At 75.4% G+C, this 18355-nt stretch carries 17 protein-coding genes; 8 read left to right on the forward strand and 9 right to left on the reverse strand.

Going from position 1 to position 18355, the window contains the following annotated elements; translation table 11 throughout:
• Window positions 1-48 precede the first annotated feature (48 nt).
• Both PV343_RS14355 and PV343_RS14360 read right to left on the reverse strand, forming a co-directional pair.
• On the reverse strand, window positions 49-1311 hold the full coding sequence (locus PV343_RS14355; protein WP_319147281.1) for a hypothetical protein: 1263 nt from the start codon (window positions 1309-1311) through the stop codon (window positions 49-51).
• A 1-nt stretch (window position 1312) separates the two neighbouring features.
• Complete coding sequence (locus PV343_RS14360; protein ID WP_319147282.1) at window positions 1313-1873, reverse strand: sigma-70 family RNA polymerase sigma factor; 561 nt, start codon at window positions 1871-1873, stop codon at window positions 1313-1315.
• A gap of 344 nt (window positions 1874-2217) precedes the next feature.
• Between PV343_RS14360 and PV343_RS14365 the strand changes: the two genes are divergently transcribed.
• Window positions 2218-3234 (forward strand): aspartate-semialdehyde dehydrogenase, encoded by a 1017-nt coding sequence (locus PV343_RS14365; RefSeq protein WP_319147283.1) that lies wholly within the window; start codon window positions 2218-2220, stop codon window positions 3232-3234.
• 197 nt (window positions 3235-3431) lie between these two features.
• The gene (pepN, locus tag PV343_RS14370) at window positions 3432-6005 is read left to right on the forward strand and encodes an aminopeptidase N (protein ID WP_319147284.1); all 2574 of its coding nucleotides are present in this window, start codon (window positions 3432-3434) and stop codon (window positions 6003-6005) included.
• A 46-nt stretch (window positions 6006-6051) separates the two neighbouring features.
• Here pepN and PV343_RS14375 read toward each other — a convergent pair whose 3' ends face one another.
• The 4 genes from PV343_RS14375 to PV343_RS14390 all read right to left on the reverse strand — a co-directional run bounded on the left by PV343_RS14375 (window position 6052) and on the right by PV343_RS14390 (window position 10403).
• Complete coding sequence (locus PV343_RS14375) at window positions 6052-7026, reverse strand: LysR family transcriptional regulator (protein ID WP_319147285.1); 975 nt, start codon at window positions 7024-7026, stop codon at window positions 6052-6054.
• Between the two features lie 47 nt (window positions 7027-7073).
• Entirely contained in the window at window positions 7074-7925 is an 852-nt protein-coding gene (locus PV343_RS14380) for a DMT family transporter (RefSeq protein WP_319147406.1), read from the reverse strand.
• Between the two features lie 225 nt (window positions 7926-8150).
• The gene (locus tag PV343_RS14385; protein WP_319147287.1) at window positions 8151-9080 is read right to left on the reverse strand and encodes an EamA family transporter; all 930 of its coding nucleotides are present in this window, start codon (window positions 9078-9080) and stop codon (window positions 8151-8153) included.
• A 30-nt stretch (window positions 9081-9110) separates the two neighbouring features.
• Window positions 9111-10403: an MFS transporter gene (locus PV343_RS14390; protein ID WP_319147288.1), complete on the reverse strand. Its 1293-nt coding sequence runs from the start codon at window positions 10401-10403 to the stop codon at window positions 9111-9113.
• Between the two features lie 107 nt (window positions 10404-10510).
• On the opposite strand from PV343_RS14390, the gene PV343_RS14395 reads away from it, so the two are divergent.
• Entirely contained in the window at window positions 10511-11029 is a 519-nt protein-coding gene (locus tag PV343_RS14395) for a MarR family winged helix-turn-helix transcriptional regulator (protein ID WP_319147289.1), read from the forward strand.
• 110 nt (window positions 11030-11139) lie between these two features.
• On the opposite strand, the gene PV343_RS14400 is transcribed toward PV343_RS14395, so the two are convergent.
• From PV343_RS14400 to PV343_RS14410, 3 genes are read right to left on the reverse strand one after another with little or no spacing between them, the layout of a single operon-like run.
• Window positions 11140-11400 carry a hypothetical protein gene (locus PV343_RS14400; protein WP_317443371.1) on the reverse strand — a complete coding sequence of 87 codons (261 nt, stop codon included), beginning with the start codon at window positions 11398-11400 and terminating at the stop codon, window positions 11140-11142.
• Between the two features lie 47 nt (window positions 11401-11447).
• Complete coding sequence (gene malQ, locus PV343_RS14405) at window positions 11448-13592, reverse strand: 4-alpha-glucanotransferase (RefSeq protein ID WP_319147290.1); 2145 nt, start codon at window positions 13590-13592, stop codon at window positions 11448-11450.
• Window positions 13593-13838 (reverse strand): hypothetical protein, encoded by a 246-nt coding sequence (locus tag PV343_RS14410; RefSeq protein WP_133921117.1) that lies wholly within the window; start codon window positions 13836-13838, stop codon window positions 13593-13595. It lies immediately after the preceding gene.
• Between the two features lie 152 nt (window positions 13839-13990).
• Between PV343_RS14410 and PV343_RS14415 the strand changes: the two genes are divergently transcribed.
• From PV343_RS14415 to PV343_RS14435, 5 genes are all read left to right on the forward strand, one after another.
• Window positions 13991-14608 carry an RNA polymerase sigma factor gene (locus PV343_RS14415; protein ID WP_319147291.1) on the forward strand — a complete coding sequence of 206 codons (618 nt, stop codon included), beginning with the start codon at window positions 13991-13993 and terminating at the stop codon, window positions 14606-14608.
• Window positions 14605-15492: a zf-HC2 domain-containing protein gene (locus PV343_RS14420; RefSeq protein ID WP_319147292.1), complete on the forward strand. Its 888-nt coding sequence runs from the start codon at window positions 14605-14607 to the stop codon at window positions 15490-15492. The genes PV343_RS14415 and PV343_RS14420 overlap by 4 nt, the downstream gene beginning before the upstream one ends.
• Window positions 15493-15650: 158 nt before the next feature.
• Entirely contained in the window at window positions 15651-16409 is a 759-nt protein-coding gene (locus PV343_RS14425; protein ID WP_387949919.1) for an ABC transporter ATP-binding protein, read from the forward strand.
• Entirely contained in the window at window positions 16406-17734 is a 1329-nt protein-coding gene (locus PV343_RS14430) for a hypothetical protein (RefSeq protein ID WP_319147294.1), read from the forward strand. The genes PV343_RS14425 and PV343_RS14430 overlap by 4 nt, the downstream gene beginning before the upstream one ends.
• Window positions 17731-18333, forward strand: a complete 603-nt coding sequence (locus PV343_RS14435) for a hypothetical protein (RefSeq protein ID WP_319147295.1) — start codon at window positions 17731-17733, stop codon at window positions 18331-18333. The genes PV343_RS14430 and PV343_RS14435 overlap by 4 nt, the downstream gene beginning before the upstream one ends.
• The last annotated feature ends 22 nt before the right edge of the window (window positions 18334-18355 follow it).

An 18355-nucleotide genomic window follows, 5' to 3' on the forward strand; every position in this document is an offset into this window, starting at 1 on the left:
GCGGGTGAGGTGAAGTGAGGGGCGGGCGTCCGGACGGGCACCCGCCCCTCACGGCTTTCCGGTCGGCGCCTCCCGCCCGGACGGGCAGCCGGTGTGCCGGGCCTCGGGGAGCGCCTCGGTGATCCAGGCCCGGTTGACCGCCACGCGGGTGTCCCCGACGGCCCACAGGGAGGCGTTGGTCCGCCCACGGCCGACCGCGACGAGTACGTGCTGGCCCTCGCGCGGGGCCGGCCGCGCGCCGGCGTCGAGGTCGAAGGCGACCCGGGCCGGTGTGTGCGCGGGCTCGTACGCCCGGCGCACGGTCAGCTCGATCCGGGTCCAGGGCGACCCGGACCGCGGCTCCACCGCGGCCACGGTGCCCTCGACGACCAGCTTGTAGCAGGCCAGGGCCTGGGCCGGGGTGTCGGGCCGGCCGGCGTCACCGGAGGTCTCCACCGGGGCCTGGCCCGCGCTCTTGGCGGCGTCGGCCGCGCTCGACTTCGCGTCCGCGCCGGTCCCCCCGGTCCGGGCGACGAGCAGACCGAGCCCGGCCACCATGCCGAGGGCCGCCACACCGGCCAGCGAGCCCAGCGCGACCCGCAGGGCCCGCCGGGGACCACGCGGGCGACCGGGTCGCGGCGGGGTGCCGGGCCGGGCGACATCACGAGACCGCCTGCCGGGCCGCACCGGGGCAGCGGGAGCGGTGGCGTCAGCCTCCCCGGCAGGGGCGGTGGTCCCGGCGTCGGTCTCCCCGGAGGGGGCGGTGGCGCCGCCGTCAGCCTCCCCTGCGGGAGCGGTGGTGTTGGCGGCGACCTCCCCGACGGGAGCGGTCTCGGCGTCGGTCTCCCCGGAGGGGGCGGTGGTCTCGTCGTTGGCTTCCCCGGCCGGGGCAGTCGCGCCGGCATCGCCCTCCCCGGCAGGCGCCGTGCTGCCGCCGTCAGCCTTCCCGGCAGGGGCGGTGGTGCCGGCGTGGCCCTGCCCGGCAGGGGCGTTGCTGCCGGCGTCGGCCTCGTCGGCGGAGGGCGTGGTGCCGGCGTCGACCTCCCCGGCAGGGGCGGTGGGCCCGTCCTCGGCCGGCTCCCGGGGGGTCGGGGTGCGTCCGGTGCTCGGCGTGGGTCGGTCGCCCGGGGTCTCGCCGGTCAGGGCTTCGGCGAGCCTGGTCAGGTGGTGCCTGAGCAGGGCCACGTCGGTTTCGGCCGCGTGGTGCTCGGTCAGGAAGGCGGGGTCCCGGCGGGCCTCCTCCGGCAGGGGGTCGCCCGTGATCGCGGCCATGAGCGCGTCCATGCCGGCGTACTCCCGCGCGCCCTCCGCGCCCTCGTGTTCGGCGGTCATGTCACACCCCCTCGTGCTCGTCCTCGTGCAGCCTCGCGCGCAGGGCGCGGACCGCCGTGTGCAGCCTGCTCTTGACCGTGCCCTCCGGGATGCCCAGCTCGTCGGCGATCCCGCGCACCGGCAGGTCGGCGAAGAAGCGCAGGACGAGGACCTGGCGCTGGGTGTCGGGCAGTTCGTCCAGGCCCTGGGCGACGGCGAGGGAGAGCAGACTGTTCTCCTCGCCGGAGGCGTGCGCGGGCTCGCGCAGCGCGGCCAGCCGTTCCCCGAGCCGCTCCTGGCGCCGCTTGGCCCGGTGCCAGTCCATGGCCAGGTTGGAGGCGACCACCGCCGCCCACGCCGACACGTCCCGCGGTGCCTCCCGCCCGCTCGCGGCCCGTTCCAGCAGCCGCAGGCGGACCTGCTGCACCCCGTCCGGCAGGTCCGCCTGCGGCACGCCGCCGAGCGCGAGCACCGCCCGCACCCGGCGTTCCTGGGCCGCGTCCAGGGGATCGTCCTCGGTACGGCCGGTCCCGTCCGCACCGGCGTACGCCCCCTGGTCGCGGCGCGCCCCTCCGCGCAGCACAAGCCACCCCCTCCCGCGTCTGCCCCTACGACGCCCGGACGGCCGGAAACGTTCGGCCGGTGCTCCGGGACTTCGGCGAGGCGTACGTCACACCGCCGTGTGGCCGAGGCCCGGACGGGCAGGGGCGGCACAGCACAGCTTCCGGCGCGGGCCCGCCACCGGGGGAACATCTGCAGCTCAGCGGGGTGTTCGACGGAGGTCCGGAACCGTCCGCCGGGTAATCGTGTCCCACTCCTCGGGCACGCGTCGCAAAGAATTGGACAGGTGGACCGGGGTCGGCCGCATCATGGAAAAGCCCCGGTCACGCAAGAGACACGCAGTAGAGACACGTAGAGGGAGTCGCCGTGAGGGTCGGAATCGTCGGAGCCACCGGTCAGGTCGGCACGGTCATGCGCGGAATCCTCGCGGAGCGGAACTTCCCGGTCACGGAGCTGCGCCTGTTCGCCTCGGCCCGCTCGGCCGGGACCGTGCTGGACGGCGTGACCGTGGAGGACGCGTCGACCGCCGACTACACCGGCCTGGACATCGTGCTCTTCTCCGCGGGCGGCGCGACCTCCAAGGCGCTGGCCGAGAAGGTCGCCTCCCAGGGGGCCGTGGTGATCGACAACTCGTCCGCCTGGCGCAAGGACCCCCAGGTCCCGCTGGTGGTCTCCGAGGTGAACCCGCACGCGATCGCGGACCGCCCCAAGGGCATCATCGCCAACCCGAACTGCACCACGATGGCCGCCATGCCGGTGCTCAGGCCGCTGCACGAGGAGGCCGGTCTCGAGGCCCTGGTCGTCGCGACCTACCAGGCGGTCTCCGGTTCCGGTCTCGCGGGCGTGGCCGAGCTGCACGGGCAGGTGCAGAAGGTGGCCGCCGAGGCGGACAAGCTGACCCACGACGGCGAGGCGGTCGACTTCCCCGAGCCGCAGGTCTACAAGCGCACCATCGCGTTCAACGTGCTCCCGCTCGCGGGCAGCATCGTCGACGACGGTCTGAACGAGACCGACGAGGAGCAGAAGCTGCGCAACGAGTCGCGCAAGATCCTGGAGATCCCGGAGCTGAAGGTCTCCGGCACCTGCGTGCGCGTCCCGGTCTTCTCCGGCCACTCCCTCCAGGTCAACGCCCGGTTCGCGCGCCCGCTGTCGCCGGAGCGCGCGACCGAGCTGCTCGGCGGCGCCCCGGGCGTCGCCCTCTCGGACATCCCGACCCCGCTGCAGGCGGCCGGCAAGGACGCCTCGTACGTGGGCCGCATCCGCCGGGACGAGACGGTCGACAACGGCCTGGCCCTGTTCATCTCCAACGACAACCTCCGCAAGGGCGCCGCGCTGAACGCGGTGCAGATCGCGGAGCTGGTGGCGGCGGAGCTCAAGGGCTGACCGCTTCGGGCACAGCACGTCACGGTGCGTCACGGCGCGCCGCGGAATCGGCAGGGCGGGTGCCCCCTCGGGGGACCCGCCCTCCCGCTTGCCATAGGGCTTTCCCTAGGGCTGCGCCGCGCAGCCGCTGGACGTCGCCCTGCGTGCAGGTCCCGTGGAAGGATGACCGAACCCACCCATATCGAGGAGATGACCGCGTGCCTGGCACAAACCTGACTCGCGAAGAGGCGCAGCAGCGGGCGAAGCTGCTCACCGTTGACTCGTACGAGATCGATCTCGACCTCTCCGGCGCGCAGGAGGGCGGTACCTACCGGTCCGTGACCACGGTGCGCTTCGACGTCGCCGAGAACGAGGCGACGTCCTTCATCGACCTGGTCGCCCCGGCCGTGCACGAGGTGACGCTCAACGGGGACGCGCTCGACCCCGCCGAGGTCTTCGCGGACTCGCGGATCGCGCTGCGCGGCCTGCTGTCGGGCCGCAACATCCTGCGGGTCGTCGCCGACTGCGCCTACACCAACACCGGCGAGGGCCTGCACCGCTTCGTGGACCCGGTCGACGAGCAGGCGTACCTCTACACCCAGTTCGAGGTCCCGGACGCCCGCCGGGTCTTCGCCTCGTTCGAGCAGCCCGATCTGAAGGCGACCTTCCAGTTCACCGTGAAGGCGCCCGAGGGCTGGACGGTCGTCTCCAACTCGCCGACGCCCGAGCCGGAGGGGAACGTCTGGACCTTCGCGCCGACGCCCCGCATCTCGTCGTACATCACGGCGCTGATCGTCGGCCCGTACCACTCGGTGCACAGCGTGTACGAGAAGGACGGGCAGAGCGTGCCGCTCGGCATCTACTGCCGGCCCTCGCTCGCCGAGTTCCTCGACTCGGACGCGATCTTCGAGGTGACCCGGCAGGGCTTCGACTGGTTCCAGGAGAAGTTCGACTACGCGTACCCGTTCGAGAAGTACGACCAGCTCTTCGTGCCCGAGTTCAACGCGGGCGCGATGGAGAACGCGGGCGCCGTGACCATCCGCGACCAGTACGTCTTCCGGTCCAAGGTGACCGACGCGGCGTACGAGGTGCGCGCGGAGACCATCCTGCACGAGCTGGCCCACATGTGGTTCGGCGACCTGGTCACCATGGAGTGGTGGAACGACCTGTGGCTGAACGAGTCGTTCGCCACGTACACCTCCATCGCCTGCCAGGCCTCCGCGCCCGGCTCGAAGTGGCCGCACTCGTGGACCACGTTCGCCAACTCGATGAAGACCTGGGCCTACCGGCAGGACCAGCTGCCGTCCACGCACCCGATCATGGCGGACATCCGCGACCTGGACGACGTGCTGGTCAACTTCGACGGCATCACCTACGCCAAGGGCGCGAGCGTGCTGAAGCAGCTCGTCGCCTACGTGGGCGAGGAGGAGTTCTTCCGGGGCGTGCAGGCCTACTTCAAGCGGCACGCGTTCGGCAACACGCGCCTGTCGGACCTGCTGGGCGCGCTGGAGGAGACCTCCGGCCGTGACCTGAAGACCTGGTCGAAGAAGTGGCTGGAGACGGCCGGCATCAACGTCCTGCGGCCGGAGGTGCAGACGGACGCGGAGGGGGTCGTCACCTCCTTCGCCGTCCGCCAGGAGGCCCCGGCCCTGCCGGCGGGCGCCAAGGGCGAGCCGACGCTGCGGCCGCACCGCATCGCGATCGGCCTGTACGACCTGTCGGCCGACGGCAAGCTGGTGCGCACCGAGCGGATCGAGCTGGACGTCGACGGCGAACTGACCGCCGTGCCGCAGCTCACCGGCAAGCGCGTGCCCGCCGTCGTCCTGCTCAACGACGACGACCTCTCCTACGCCAAGGTCCGCTTGGACGAGAAGTCCCTGGCCGTGGTCACCGAGCACCTCGGGGACTTCGCGGAGTCCCTGCCGCGCGCCCTGTGCTGGGCGTCGGCGTGGGACATGACCCGCGACGGCGAGCTGGCCACCCGCGACTACCTGGCGCTGGTGCTGTCCGGCATCGGCAAGGAGTCCGACATCGGTGTCGTCCAGTCGCTGCACCGCCAGGTGAAGCTGGCGATCGACCTGTACGCCGCCCCGGCCACCCGGGAGGCGCTGCTGGCCCGCTGGACCGACGCCACGCTGGCGCACCTGCGCGCGGCCGAGGCGGGCGGCGACCACCAGCTCGCCTGGGCGCGGGCCTTCGCCGGGACGGCCCGCACGCCGGAGCAGCTCGACCTGCTGGAGGGGCTGCTGGACGGCTCGCAGACGATCGAGGGCCTCGCCGTCGACACCGAGCTGCGCTGGGCGTTCGTGCAGCGGCTCGCCGCGGTCGGCCGCTTCGACGAGGCGGAGATCTCGGCCGAGTACGAGCGGGACCGGACGGCGGCCGGTGAGCGGCACGCTGCCACCGCCCGGGCCGCCCGGCCGACCCCGGAGGCCAAGGCGGAGGCGTGGGAGTCGGTCATCGAGTCCGACAAGCTGCCGAACGCCGTGCAGGAGGCCGTGATCGGCGGCTTCGTGCAGACCGACCAGCGGGAGCTGCTCGCGCCGTACGCGGAGCGGTACTTCGAGGTCGTCAAGGACGTCTGGGACTCGCGTTCGCACGAGATCGCCCAGCAGATCGCGATCGGCCTGTACCCGGCGATCCAGGTCTCCGACGAGACCCTGGCCCGGACGGACACCTGGCTGGCCGCGGCCGAGCCCAACGCGGCCCTGCGCCGCCTGGTCTCGGAGTCCCGCTCGGGCGTCGAGCGCGCCCTGAAGGCCCAGGCCGCGGACGCCGCCGCGGCGTCGTAGGTCCCGCAACCCCGTGAAGGGCGCCCGGCTCGCCGCCGGGCGCCCTTCACGCGTCTTCCGCCAGCCGCCCGCGGGCCCGGCCCGGCGGTGCGCCCGCCACGCCCGGCTCGTGGGCTCGGTCCGGCAGGGCGCCCGCCGCCGTGCGCAGGGCCTGGAGGACTCGGTCGAGGGCCGCTGCCGACTGCGCTCCCTTGCGGACCGCGGCGATCACGTGCCGGACCGGGCGGTCGGCGGCCAGTTCCCGCATCACGACGCCCTCCCGGCGGGCCGCGGCGGTGCGGGGGACCAGGGCGACGCCCATGCCCGCCTCCACCATGGCCAGGATGGCGGTCCAGCCGGAGGCCGAGTGGCCCTGGTGCGGGGTGAAGCCCGCGGCCTCGCAGGCGCGCCGGGTGATGTCCGACCAGGGGCCGCTGCCGCCGAAGATCCACGGTTCGGCGGCGAGGTCGGCGAGGGTGAGGCCGGGCGCGGCGGCCAGCGGGTGGTCCGGGGGCAGGGCGACGTCCAGCGGGTCGGACAGCAGCGGAAGCCGGGTGAAACGGGGGTCGGCCGCGCTGGGTGCCTCGGCGCCGAGGGAGAGCGCGAGGTCGACCTCCCCGGCGGCCAGCAGCTCGTACGCCTCGCCGGCCTCGGTCTCACGGACGCGTACGGTCACGCCCGGGTGGGCCGTCCGCAGGGCGCGCACAGCGGGTACGACGAGGGCGGGCACGGCCGTGGCGAAGGCGCCGACCCGGACCTCGCCCGCCTCTCCCCGCGCGTGGGCCGCCAGCGCGGCGTCGGCCCGCTCCAGTTCCTCGAAGACGGCGTCCGCGTGCCGCAGCACCAGCCGGGCCGCGTCGGTGAGCCGCACCCCGCGCCCCTGGGCCTCCAGCAGCGAGACGCCGAGCTGCCGAGCGAGGTTGGTGAGCTGCTGGGAGACCGCGGAAGGGGTCATGTGCAGGGCCTCGGCCGCCCCGGTGACGGTGCCCCGCTCCCGCAGCGCACGCAGGATCCGCAGTTTCCTCAGGTCCCACTCGGCCATGCCGGCACGCTACACGCCGGCCGGCACCGCCCCTTGCGGGACGGCCCTCAAGGGCGGGCGCGGGTGCCCAGGACGACTCCGGTCAGGATCAGGGTCATGCACAGGAGCTGGGGTGGGCCGGTCCGTTCGTCGAGCAGGGGCCAGGAGAGGGCGGCGACGCACACCGGCTGGAGGTAGTAGACGATGCCCGCGCGGGTGGCACCGATCAGGGCGATGGCGCGGTTCCAGGCGAAGAAGGCGACCGCCGAGGAGGCCACGCCGACGTAGAGCAGGGACAGGACCGTGCCGGCCGTGGGGCGGAAGCCGCCGTGCACGGCGAGGTCGGCCGCCTGCACCGGCAGCAGCAGGACCGTGCCGACGAGGAACGTGGTGACCAGGAAGGCGGCGCCGCCCAGTTCGGCGGGACGGCGGCGGAGCAGAGCGCTGTAGCCGGCGAAGCAGCAGGACGCGGCGATCATCCACAGGTCCCCGGGCCCGAAGCCGGCTCCGCCGCCCATGAGCAGGAACACGCCCGCGCAGGCCGTGAGCAGTCCGGCGGTCCGCCGCATCCCGAGCCGGGTGCCGCGCAGCCGCTCGAACAGCGCCATCAGGACGGGTGAGGCGGCCATGATCATGCCCATGGTGGCGGCCGGGGTGGTCAGGCCCGCCTGGTTGACGAGGGTGTTGTAGCCGGCGACGCCGAGCAGCGAGACCAGCAGGACGTAGCGGGCGTGCCGGCGGATCACCGCCCGCCGGCGCCAGGCCTGCCGGGCGCCGAAGGGGGCGACCGCCACGAGGGCGATCACCCAGCGCCAGAAGGCGTGCTGGACCGGCGGGACGCTGTCGTGCAGCGCGCGGGAGGTGACGAAGCTGCCGGACCAGACGACCGTGGCGAGGCCGGCGAGCGCCGGCCCGCGCAGGGACGCGGCGGCTCTCGGGAGCGGGGCGCGCGCGGTACCGGCGGGCGCGGTGGCGGCGGGCGCGGTGGCGGCGGGGGCCGCGCCCGGTGCGTAACCGGCGCGTGCGGTGGCGGCGGGGGTCTCACTTGGTGCGGTACCGGCGGGCGCGGTCGGTCGGGGTGGGGTGGTCCGGGGCCGGACTGCGGCCACAGGGGTCCTCTCGCTGGGCGGTGGGCGGGTGTACGCCTACCGTCGCAGTGCCGGAACCGTCAGGTCCATCGAATCTTTTCGAGCAGTCCTTTCAGCGGAGCTGAACGGTCGCGGCCGGCCCGTCCCCACCTGGCCCGCCAGCGTCGCGCCGAAGGCCAGCACCATGCCCGCCGTCTGCACCGGGGTGAGCGCCTGGCCCAGGGCCGCCCAGCCGACCACGGCCGCGGTGAGCGGGGACAGCGGGCCGAGGAAGCCCGCCTGGGTGGCGCCGAGCCGGCCGATGCCGCGGAACCAGAGCCAGTAGGCGACCGCCGTGTTCGCCAGGGCGAGGTAGAGGACCCCGGCCAGCGCAGGGCCGTCGAACGCGGGCGGGGCGCCCTCGGCCAGCAGCGCGACCGGCGCGATGAGCAGGCCGCCCGCGGTGAGCTGCCAGCCGGCCAGGGCCAGCGGGCCGACGCCGGCCGGGCGCCCCCACCGCTTGGTCAGCACCGTCCCGGTGGACATCGAGGCGGTGGAGGCGACGGCCGCAAGGACCCCGAGCGGGTCGAGCGCGCCGGCCCCCTTGAGCACGACGAGGCTCACCCCGACGGCGGCCACGGCCCCGGTGACCAGGTGGCGCACCGCCGGCCGCTGCCCGAGCAGCGGCAGCGAGAGGCCGACGACGAACAGCGGCCCGACCGAGCCGACCACGGCGGCCGTACCGCCGGGCAGCCGGTACGCCGACACGAACAGCAGCGGGAAGAAAGCGCCGATGTTCAGCGCGCCGAGCACCAGGGCCTTCCACCACCAGGCACCGCGCGGCAGCACCCGGGTCAGCGCCAGCAGCAGCAGGCCGGCCGGCAGGGCCCGCACCAGTCCGGTGAACAGGGGGCGGTCCGGCGGCAGGAACTCGGTGGTGACGGCGTACGTGGTGCCCCAGGAGACGGGGGCGAGAGCGGTGAGCAGCACGGTCAGGGGTCGCTTCATGACGGTTCCCTTCGATCTCGGAAGGTGGGGTCACACCGTGGCGGGCGCGGGGACGGCGGGGGTGGTGCCGCCGACCGTCACCGGCTTCGGCCGTACCGCCTCAGCGGGCAGCCGGCGCTCCACCCGCAGCAGCAGGGCCGCGGCCACCGCCGAGGTGAGCATCAGGAAGGCCCACGGCACCCGGCCGTCCAGCGCGAGCAGGGAGGTGAACAGGGAGGGCGCCACCGCCTTGGCCAGGGACCAGGACATCTGGTACGCCGCCATGTAGCGGCCGCGCACCGCCTCGGGCGCCGCCGACACGGCGAGCACCTCGGCGGCGGGGCTGTGGACCAGCTCGCCGAGCGTGTAGACGAGGACCACCGCGACCAGGGCGCCGGCCAGGACCGGGCCCGAGCCGGGCCGCAGGGTGCCGAGCACGATCTGGGCGGCGAAGGCGGTCGCGAACAGGCCCCCGCCCAGCGCCGCGGCCCGGGTGCGCCGGGCCCCGGCCCGCCGGACCCGGGCGCCGACGAACACGCCGGCCGCGGCGCACAGCGCGGTGTTGACGGTGAACGCGGCGCCGGTGAGCGCGACCGGCCCGTGCAGCCATTCCACGGCGAACAGCGGGAAGAGGACGGAGAGGGCCGAGTAGCTGAGGGCGTTCAGGAAGTTGGCGCCGGTGAGGACCAGGAAGGGCCGGTCGGCGAGGACGAGCCGGTACCCGGCGCCGGTGCGGCGCGCGGCCGGGGTGCCGGGCGCGGCGGGCAGCGGCTTCAGCGGGCGCAGCAGCAGCGCGGCGAGCGCGAAGGAGACGGAGTTGCCCCAGGCCGCGTAGGCGTACCCGGCGCTGCCCGCGAGGGCGATCACCAACGTGGCCAGCAGCGCGCCCGCCCCGTTGCCGGCGTTCTGCAGCGCGCGGGTCGACGCCTGGAGCCGGTCCCTTCCGGCGCCCCGGGCCACCTCGCCGATCAGGGCCTGCTGGGCGGCCGGGAAGGCCCGGTCGGCGGCCGCGGTGACCAGCGCGACGGCGGCAAAGGCGACGAGGGCGTGGGCGAAAGGGTAAAGGGCGAAGCCCAGCACCCGGACGCCGTACAACAGGTACTGGACGCGCTTGGCGCCGTACCGGTCGACCATCGCGCCGGCCCACGGCAGCGCGGCGATGCCCGCCAGGCCGGTGACGGTCAGTACGGCGCCGACGGCCGCGAAGGACAGCCCGGTGACGCTGTGGAAGAAGACCAGCGTGAACGGGACGTACATGCCCGTGCCCACTCCGTTGACCGCGGCGGCCACGGGCAGGGCCCACTCCCCCGCCACCCGCTCGTCGCGCACTCTGTGCCACTTCACCGTCGGCTCCCCTCCTGAGTGACTTGATGGAAAGTAGCTTAGCTCTAAGCTACTTTTCGTCAAGCTACTTTCTTGCGGCCGACCTTCGGTGGAGCGATACTCGGCCCATGAGTGAAGGCCGCCAGCAGGGCAGGGATCCCGTGGACGCGATCATCGACCAGTGGGCGGCCGTCCGGCCCGACCTGGACACCAGGGCCATGGAGGTGTTCGGGCGGATCTACCGCCTCGCCCGCGCCATGGGCGACCGCATGGAGAAGGCCTACGCGCCCTACGGCATCTCGCGCGGCGAGTTCGACGTGCTGGCCACCCTGCGCCGGGCCGGCGAACCGTTCACCCTCTCCCCGCGCCGGCTCGCGGAGACGCTGATGCTCACCACCGGCGGCATGACGGGCCGCCTCGACAAGCTGGAACGGGCCGGGCTGCTGCGCCGCTCCCCCGACCCGCACGACCGGCGCGGCCTCCAGGTCACCCTGACCGAGCAGGGGCTCGACGCCGTCGACCGGGCGGTCGGCGCGGGTCTGGCCGTGCAGAGCGCCGCGCTGGCGTCACTCGACGGCGAACAGGCCGAGCTGCTGGCCGGCCTGCTGCGCGAACTGCTCGCGGGAACCCGGGCGGAGGCGGACTAGGCGCGCGCGGACGCCAAAAACGCGCGGGAACGCCGGAAACGCGCCGAGGGCGCCGTTCCCACCCCATGTGAGCGGTGGGAACGGCGCCCTCGGCGAAGATCAGCGGCGGATCAGGCCTTGGCCCGGGCCTTCGCGGGCTTGGTCACGCGGGTCTTGGACTTGTCCAGGACCATCACCAGACCCGTGATGACCGCGAACAGCGCCAGGGGGCACAGCACGTACAGGCCCAGCGTCTGCGCGACGCTCAGGCCGGCGCCGGGGTCGTCGCCGTCGTCGCGGGTCAGCGCGAGCGCGGGGGACGACATGAGCAGCATCATCAGCGTCGTACCGGCAGCCAGGGCGCCGGCGCGCAGGGCGTTCTTCTTGTCCACGTTCTCAAGTTAGCGAACGCCCCGGACGGCCGCGCGCCCGGGGTGCCCTACACGGGCCCGGCCCCCTCCCCGGCCCGGCAGACCTCCAGCAGCGCGCGCAGCCGCGGCGACGCCGTCAGCTCCTCCAGCGCGACCGGACGGCCGTCACAACCGGCGATGGGCAGCCGCCAGTTCGGGTACTGGTCCCAGGTCCCGGGCAGGTTCTGCGGCCGCCGGTCGCCGACGCCGTCCGGGAGCCAGACCCCGATCAGGCGGGCCGGGGTGCGCAGCAGGAAGCGGTGGACGCCCTCGATCTCCGCCTGCTCGTCGGAGCCCGGGGGCCCGGCCGCCGGACTGTCCAGCAGCCCGAGGCTGCCCAGCAGCGCGAGCCACTCCGCCGTGTCCGCGGTCGCCTCCGCGCGCTCCTCGGCGGCCGGGCGGGTCAGCAGGCCGAGGCGGTCGCGCAGCTCGACGTGGTCGCCGGTGAGCCGGGCGGCGGTCGGCGGCAGGTCGTGGGTGGTGGCGGTGGCCAGGCAGTCGGCGCGCCAGCGCTCCGGCGGCAGCGGACGGCCGTCGCCCTCCCAGTCCCGCTCGAACCACAGCACGGAGGTGCCGAGCACCCCGCGCCGCTGGAGCGTCTCGCGGACCCCCGGCTCCACGGTGCCCAGGTCCTCGCCGATCACCACCGACCCGGCGCGGGAGGCCTCCAGGGCGAGCACGGCCAGCATGGCCTCGGCGTCGTAGCGGACGTAGGTGCCCTCGGTGGGCGGGCTGCCCTGGGGCACCCACCAGAGCCGGAACAAGCCCATCACGTGGTCGATGCGCAGGGCGCCGGCGTAACGGAAGAGGGCGCGCAGGAGCCGGCGGAAAGGGGCGTACCCGGAGGCGGCGAGGCGGTCGGGGCGCCAGGGCGGCAGCCCCCAGTCCTGGCCGCGGGCGTTGAAGGCGTCGGGCGGGGCGCCGACGGACATCCCGGCGGCGAAGTGGTCCCCCTGCGCCCAGGCGTCGGCACCCGACGGGTGCACCCCGACGGCGAGGTCGTGCACGATCCCGACGGGCATGCCGGCCTCGCGGGCGGTGCGCTGCGCGGCGCGGAGCTGGCCGTCGGTGAGCCAGGCGAGGCGGGAGTGGAAGTCGACGCGTGCGGCCAGGTCGGCGCGGGCCCGCGCGGTCGCGGCGGAGCGGGGGTCGCGCAGCGGCTCGGGCCACCGGTGCCAGTCGTGGCCGTACGTCTCGGCGAGGGCGTACCAGGTGGCGTGGTCCTCCAGCGCCTGCCCCTCCTCGGCGCGGAAGGCGTCGTAGGCGGCCTGCCGCCCCGGTCCGAGCGGCACCTCCAGGACCAGTTCCAGAGCCTGCCGCTTCAGCTCCCACACCGCGTCCCGGTCGATGAGGTCGCCCTTGTCGAGGACGGCGGCGCGCAGCCGTGCGGCGCGCTCCAGCAGTTCCTGCAGCCGGGCGCGGTCCGCGGGATCGTCGAGGTGGGCGAACTCGGGGATCGCCTCGATCCGCAGGTGCACGGGGTCGGGGAAGCGGCGCGAGGACGGCCGGTACGGGGAGGGGTCGGTCGGGGCTCCGGGCACGGCCGCGTGCAGCGGGTTGACCTGCACGAAGCCTGCACCCGCGGTCCGGCCGGCCCAGCCGGCCAGCTCGGCCAGGTCACCGAGGTCGCCCATGCCCCAGGAGCGCCGCGAGAGCAGCGAGTAGAGCTGCACGAGCAGGCCGTAGGAACGGCCGGCGAGGGCGGGCAGCCGGTCCGGCGCGACGACGAGATGGGCCTGGCCGGTGCGGCCGTCCGGGGCGGTGGCGGTCACCCGGTGGACGCCCAGCGGCAGGCCCTCGGCGCCGTCCCGCGCCTCGCCCTGCTCGGTCTCGACGGTCAGCCGGGTGCCGGGGGGCAGCGCGGTGAGGGCGGTGGGGCCGCTCGGGTCACCGGCCCAGTGCACGACCGTGGGCGGCAGCAGCCGCTCGCGCAGCTCGCGCTCCCGCCCGGCGAGCGCGGAGCGGACGGCGTCCGGGGTGCCCGCGTCGACGCCGAGGGCGGCCAGGGCGGCGACCACGGCGGAGGCGGGGACCGCGACCGTGCGGTCCGGGGCGGGGCGGTAGGAGGTGGCGACCCCGTGCAGCCCGGCGAGCCGGGCCAGCGGTCCGTCCTCCTGCGGCTCGTCCCCGTGCGGTTCGTGCGCGTGCGGCTCGTCCTCGTGCGCCGCGGTCATCTACAGCACCGCGTCGAACGAGTCGGGGACCGGGTCGGACTCGCTGGTCAGCGGGGCCGCGTCGGCGAGCGGCGGCTCGCTGGTCAGCGGCTCGGCGTCGGGCAGCGGCGGCTCACTGGTCAGTGGCGCCTCCGCGCACGCGGCCTCCGCGCTGAAGACGCACGCCTGTACGTCGGTGGTCTCGGCGGACGGGTCCGCCACGGGTTTCCACTGGGCCGGGATCGTGAGACGAGCCGGTGCGGCCACGGAGGCCTCCTTGTCACTGGGTCGATTGCTGCGGCTTGCGGTGGTTACGGCAGGCCTACCCAGAGACGGCGGCGGCACTCTCCACGACCGGTGGGGCAGGGGTGAGCGCCTGGTGGTGATCCGGTACCGGCCGGGCCGTCGATAGAGGGGGTGTGAGACTGTTCCGCCCCGTGGGGGGCCAGCGGGATGAGGACGGCGCCGGTGGCGACGCGGCACTGCTGCGGGCCGTCGCGGCGGGCGACGCCGCGGCGATGGCCGAGCTGTACGACCGGCACGCGGGATGGCTGTACGCGCGGCTGACACGGCGCTGCGCCGATCCCGAGGTCGTCCGGGAGGTGCTGCAGGACACCTTCGTCACGGTGTGGCGGTCGGCGGCCGGGCACCGCGGGCAGGAGGCCGGCGGCTGGCTGTGGACCATCGCCGCGCGGCGGCTGGTCGACGCCCGGCGGGCGCAGGAGCGGGCCGCCCGGCTGGCGGGCCCGCCGCTGGAGCCGGAGCCGCACGGCCGGTACGCGGCCGCGGCGTCCGCCGAGGACAGGGTGCTGGCCGGTCTGGAGTACGGCGACGTCGGCGCGGCCCTGGACCGGATCTCCCCGGAGCTGCGCGAGGTGCTGCGCGCGACCGTCGTGGACGGGCTGAGCACCCGGGAGGCCGCGCGGCTGCTGGGCATACCCGAGGGCACGGTCAAGTCCCGTGCCCGGCGGGCCCGCGCCGAGCTGCGCGCGGCCCTGGACCACCTGCACCCGTCCCCGCTGGGAGGCACGGCATGACCCGCGGCAACGCCCGTGTGTGGCACGCCTGCGACGACCTCGTCGCCCGTTACGCCGACGGCTCCCTGCCGGAGCCGGACGCCTGGTCGCTGGAGAAGCACCTGGAAGGCTGCACGCAGTGCGCCGTCCGGGTGTCGCGGGCGGTGCGCGGCACGGCGCCCGCCGCGCTGCTGGCCGAGGTCGGGGAGGCGGTGCTGGCGGCCGCCCCGCCGGTGGCCCGGCCGCTCGTACCGGCTCCGGCGCCGGTCCCGGGGCCGCCCCGCGCCGCCCGTCTGCTGTGGGCCGCCGGGCCCGCGGTGCGCGGGGCGTGGCTGCCCGCCGTGCTGCTGGTGGCTCTGGGCGCGATGGTCCTGGAATTCGGCGGCGGGTTCCACGGGGCGCGGGCGCTGCTGCTGGCGATCGCCCCGGTCGTGCCGGTCGCCGGGGTCGCACTGTCCTACGGGCCGCACGCCGACCCGCTGTACGAGGTGGTCGCGGCCACCCCGGCGGGCGGGCTGCGGCTCGCGCTGACCCGGACGGCCATGGTGCTCGCGGTGTGCCTGCCGCTGCTGACCCTCACCGGTTGGCTGTTGCCCGCCTCGGGTGCCCCGGCCGCCGCGGCCTGGCTGCTGCCGGGGCTGGCGCTGTCCCTGGCCACGCTGGCCCTGGCGTCCTTCACCGGCTTCCGGACGGCGGCCGCCGCGACGGCGGGGGGCTGGCTGTGCGCGGTGCTCGCGCCGGTGCCGGCCGCGCCGGGCGGCGAGGCCACGCAACGGCTGGCCGAGCAGCTCTCCCGCTGCCTGGACGGCGCGGGGGCGCAGAGCGCGTGGGCGGCGGCGGCCGTGCTCAGCGCGGCGCTGCTCGCGGCCCGCCGCCCGGCCTACGACCGCCTGCCGCGCCGCTAGGGCCGATTTCTCCACCCACCGATTCCTCGATCCCGCCTTTTCTCCGATTTTCTCCGATGTTCTTCGTTTTTCTCTGATTCTTCGATCCGCCGGTGACCGCGGCCGTCCGTGGCCCGTCCCGGCGTCCCCTCTGGGAGACCCTTGTGAGTTCCGTAAGCGTGACCGGCCTGCGGGTCCGGCATCGCAAGACCCTCGCGCTGGACGGCGTCGGCCTGGACCTCGGCACCGGGGTGCACGGCCTGCTCGGGCCGAACGGTGCCGGGAAGACCTCGCTGATCCGGGTACTGGCCACCGTGGCGCAGCCGTCCGACGGCCGGGTGGAGATCCTCGGCCGGGACACCGCCGAGGAGCGGGGGCGCGCCGAGGTCCGGCGCCGGCTCGGCTATCTGCCGCAGGAGTTCGGCTACTACCCGGGCTTCACCGTGCGGGAGTTCGTCGCGTACGTGGCCTGGCTGAAGGAGGTGCCCGCCGCACGGGTGCCGGACGCTGTGGCGGACGCGGTGGCCCGGGTCGGTCTCGCGGACCGCATCGACGCGAAGATCCGCACCCTGTCCGGGGGCATGGTCCGCCGGGTCGGCATCGCGCAGGCCCTCGTCAACGAACCGGGCGTGCTGCTGCTGGACGAACCGACCGCCGGTCTTGATCCCGAGCAGCGGGTGGAGTTCCGCGAGCTGCTGCGCGAACTCGGCACCTCGGCCACGGTGATGGTCTCCACCCACCTGGTGGAGGACGTGGCCGCCGCCTGCACGGAGGTCACCCTGCTGGACGCGGGCCGGATCGCCTACCGGGGCACACCGCGGTCGCTCTCGGAGCTGGGCGAGACCTCGGACGGACCGGGCGACCACCCGATCGAGCGCGGCTACACCGCCGCGCTGCGGGCCCACCGGGCCACGGGTGCGCGGGAGTCGGTGCGATGAGTGCGGTGACCATACCTAAGACGCCCGTACGCGTGTCCCATCCGCTGCGCGCCGAGGCCGTGCGCGGCTTCGCACCCATCGCCGGGGCCGCCGTGGTGCTCACGCTCGGAGTGCTGCTGGTCGGCAGCTCGGCGCACTGGCAGGGCGGCTGGGCGGAGACCGCCGCCCAGCTGCACAACAGCGTGCTGGTCTCCGTTCCGCTGGCCGCGGCGGCGGGGTGCTGGCAGGGCGGGCGGGAGCGGCGGCGCCGTACCGAGGAGCTGTGGGGGACGGTCGTCCGGACGCCGCTGGTCCGGTTCCTGGCCTCGGCGCTGCCGGTCGCGTTCTGGACGGCGGCCGGCCACCTGGTCGCGGCGGCGCTCGCGATGCTCGCCACCTGGCCCTACGCGCAGGGCGACCGGCCCCGGTTCGGCACGGTGCCCGGGGACGCCGTGGCGGTGGCGGCGGCCGCGCTGCTCGGGCACGTGGTGGGCCGGGCCGTGCCCACCCGGCTGGCCGCGCCGCTGCTGGCGATCGCCGGGTACGTGGGGCTCGGTGTGCTCGCGTCGGCCGACCCGGGGCTCGCCGGACCTCTCGACCCGGCCTTCCCGATCATGGACACGGACGTCCCGGTGTGGTGGCAGCCGCTCGCGATGGCCGGGTGGACGGCCGGCCTGGCGCTGGCCGCCGCGCTCGGCTCCGCCGCGCGGCGCCGGGCGACGGCCCTGCTGCCGCTGGCCGCCGCCGTGGCCGCTGCGACGGTGCTGGTGCAGGCCGGGGACGGCCTGTGGCACGAGGACCCGGCCGCCCACCGGCAGGTCTGCGACACCTCGACCACCCCGGCGATCTGCGTCGAGGCCCGGTACGCGGGGATGCTCCCGCAGATCGGCGAGGCCCTGTCGGGCATCACGGGCAGGCTCAAGGGGGTCCGGAACCTGCCGGCGCGCTGGGAGGACGTGAACCACGAGCCACGGGACCCCGAGGCCCAGCTACCCATGCTGACGCCGCTGGGCTGGTCGGTCGTGCGGGGGCGGCTGACAGATCCGCGGCAGTACGCCTGGGAGGCGGCCGCGGCGTTGGAACGGCGCCCCGAATGTCTCCACCCGACGCGGCGGATGCTCCTCGCCGACGACGCGGTGGAGGCCTACCTGGCGCCCAGCCCGCTCCAGGACGACACGGACGCGTGGGACGCGAAGGGCAGCGCGGAGCAGCGTGCGCAGGCACGGTCCCGCAAGGCCGCGCGCGCCCGGCTGCGCACCATGGACGACCAGGACCGCCGGGAGTGGCTGTCGGCGTACTTCGCGACGGCGGGCACCTGTGACGTGAAGGGGGTGCCGGCCCTGTGACCGGACTCGTGCTCTACGCCCGCTCCCGCGCCGTTCCGCTCGCGCTGCTCGCGCTGGCCGGCACCACCGCCTTCGCGGTCTGGGCCGCGCGCGGCCTGGACGCCTACCTGGACCCCGACCGCCGGGTGCCGGTCGTCGCGCTGGCCCCGCTGATGGCGGCCGCGGTGATCGGCACGAGTCTGCACACGGCCTCGGACGAGCTGGACCGGACGGCGGTACGGCCGTGGTGGCCGCGCCGGCTGGCGCAGCTGGGGGCGCTGACGGCCCTGGCGGCGACGCTGCTGCCGCTGGCGGTGCTGGGGCACGCGGAGACGTTCGGCGCGCCCGCGGTGGTCCGCAACACGCTCGGCTGCACGGGCGTCACGGCGGCTTCGGCCGTCCTGCTCGGCGCGCGACTGAGCTGGCTGCCCGCCTTCGGCTATGTGAGCGCCGTGTACCTGGCCTCGGTGGGGACGCGCGGGCGCGCGGTCACGGTGTGGGCCTGGCCCATGCAGCCGGGCCCGCAGCCGGGCGCCTGGGCGGCGGCCCTCGCCGCCTTCGTGCTGGGCGCCGCCGCGTACGCGGTGTACGGGGCGCGCGCCGAAGGGCCCCGTGGCTGATCGGTCCCGTTCGGCCACGGGG

Origin of the sequence: Streptomyces sp. WI03-4A (assembly GCF_033792105.1) — a bacterium.
GTDB classification, from domain to species: Bacteria; Actinomycetota; Actinomycetes; order Streptomycetales; family Streptomycetaceae; genus Streptomyces; species Streptomyces collinus_A.

What these genes read in the sequence shown, in the direction of transcription:
- PV343_RS14395 (WP_319147289.1), top strand. Translation starts at nt 10,511, where the DNA reads ATGAGTGAAGGCCGCCAGCAGGGCAGGGATCCCGTGGACGCGATCATC.
- PV343_RS14385 (WP_319147287.1), bottom strand. Translation starts at nt 9,080, where the DNA reads ATGAAGCGACCCCTGACCGTGCTGCTCACCGCTCTCGCCCCCGTCTCC.
- PV343_RS14430 (WP_319147294.1), top strand. Translation starts at nt 16,406, where the DNA reads ATGAGTGCGGTGACCATACCTAAGACGCCCGTACGCGTGTCCCATCCG.
- PV343_RS14375 (WP_319147285.1), bottom strand. Translation starts at nt 7,026, where the DNA reads ATGGCCGAGTGGGACCTGAGGAAACTGCGGATCCTGCGTGCGCTGCGG.
- PV343_RS14420 (WP_319147292.1), top strand. Translation starts at nt 14,605, where the DNA reads ATGACCCGCGGCAACGCCCGTGTGTGGCACGCCTGCGACGACCTCGTC.
- PV343_RS14355 (WP_319147281.1), bottom strand. Translation starts at nt 1,311, where the DNA reads ATGACCGCCGAACACGAGGGCGCGGAGGGCGCGCGGGAGTACGCCGGC.
- malQ (WP_319147290.1), bottom strand. Translation starts at nt 13,592, where the DNA reads ATGACCGCGGCGCACGAGGACGAGCCGCACGCGCACGAACCGCACGGG.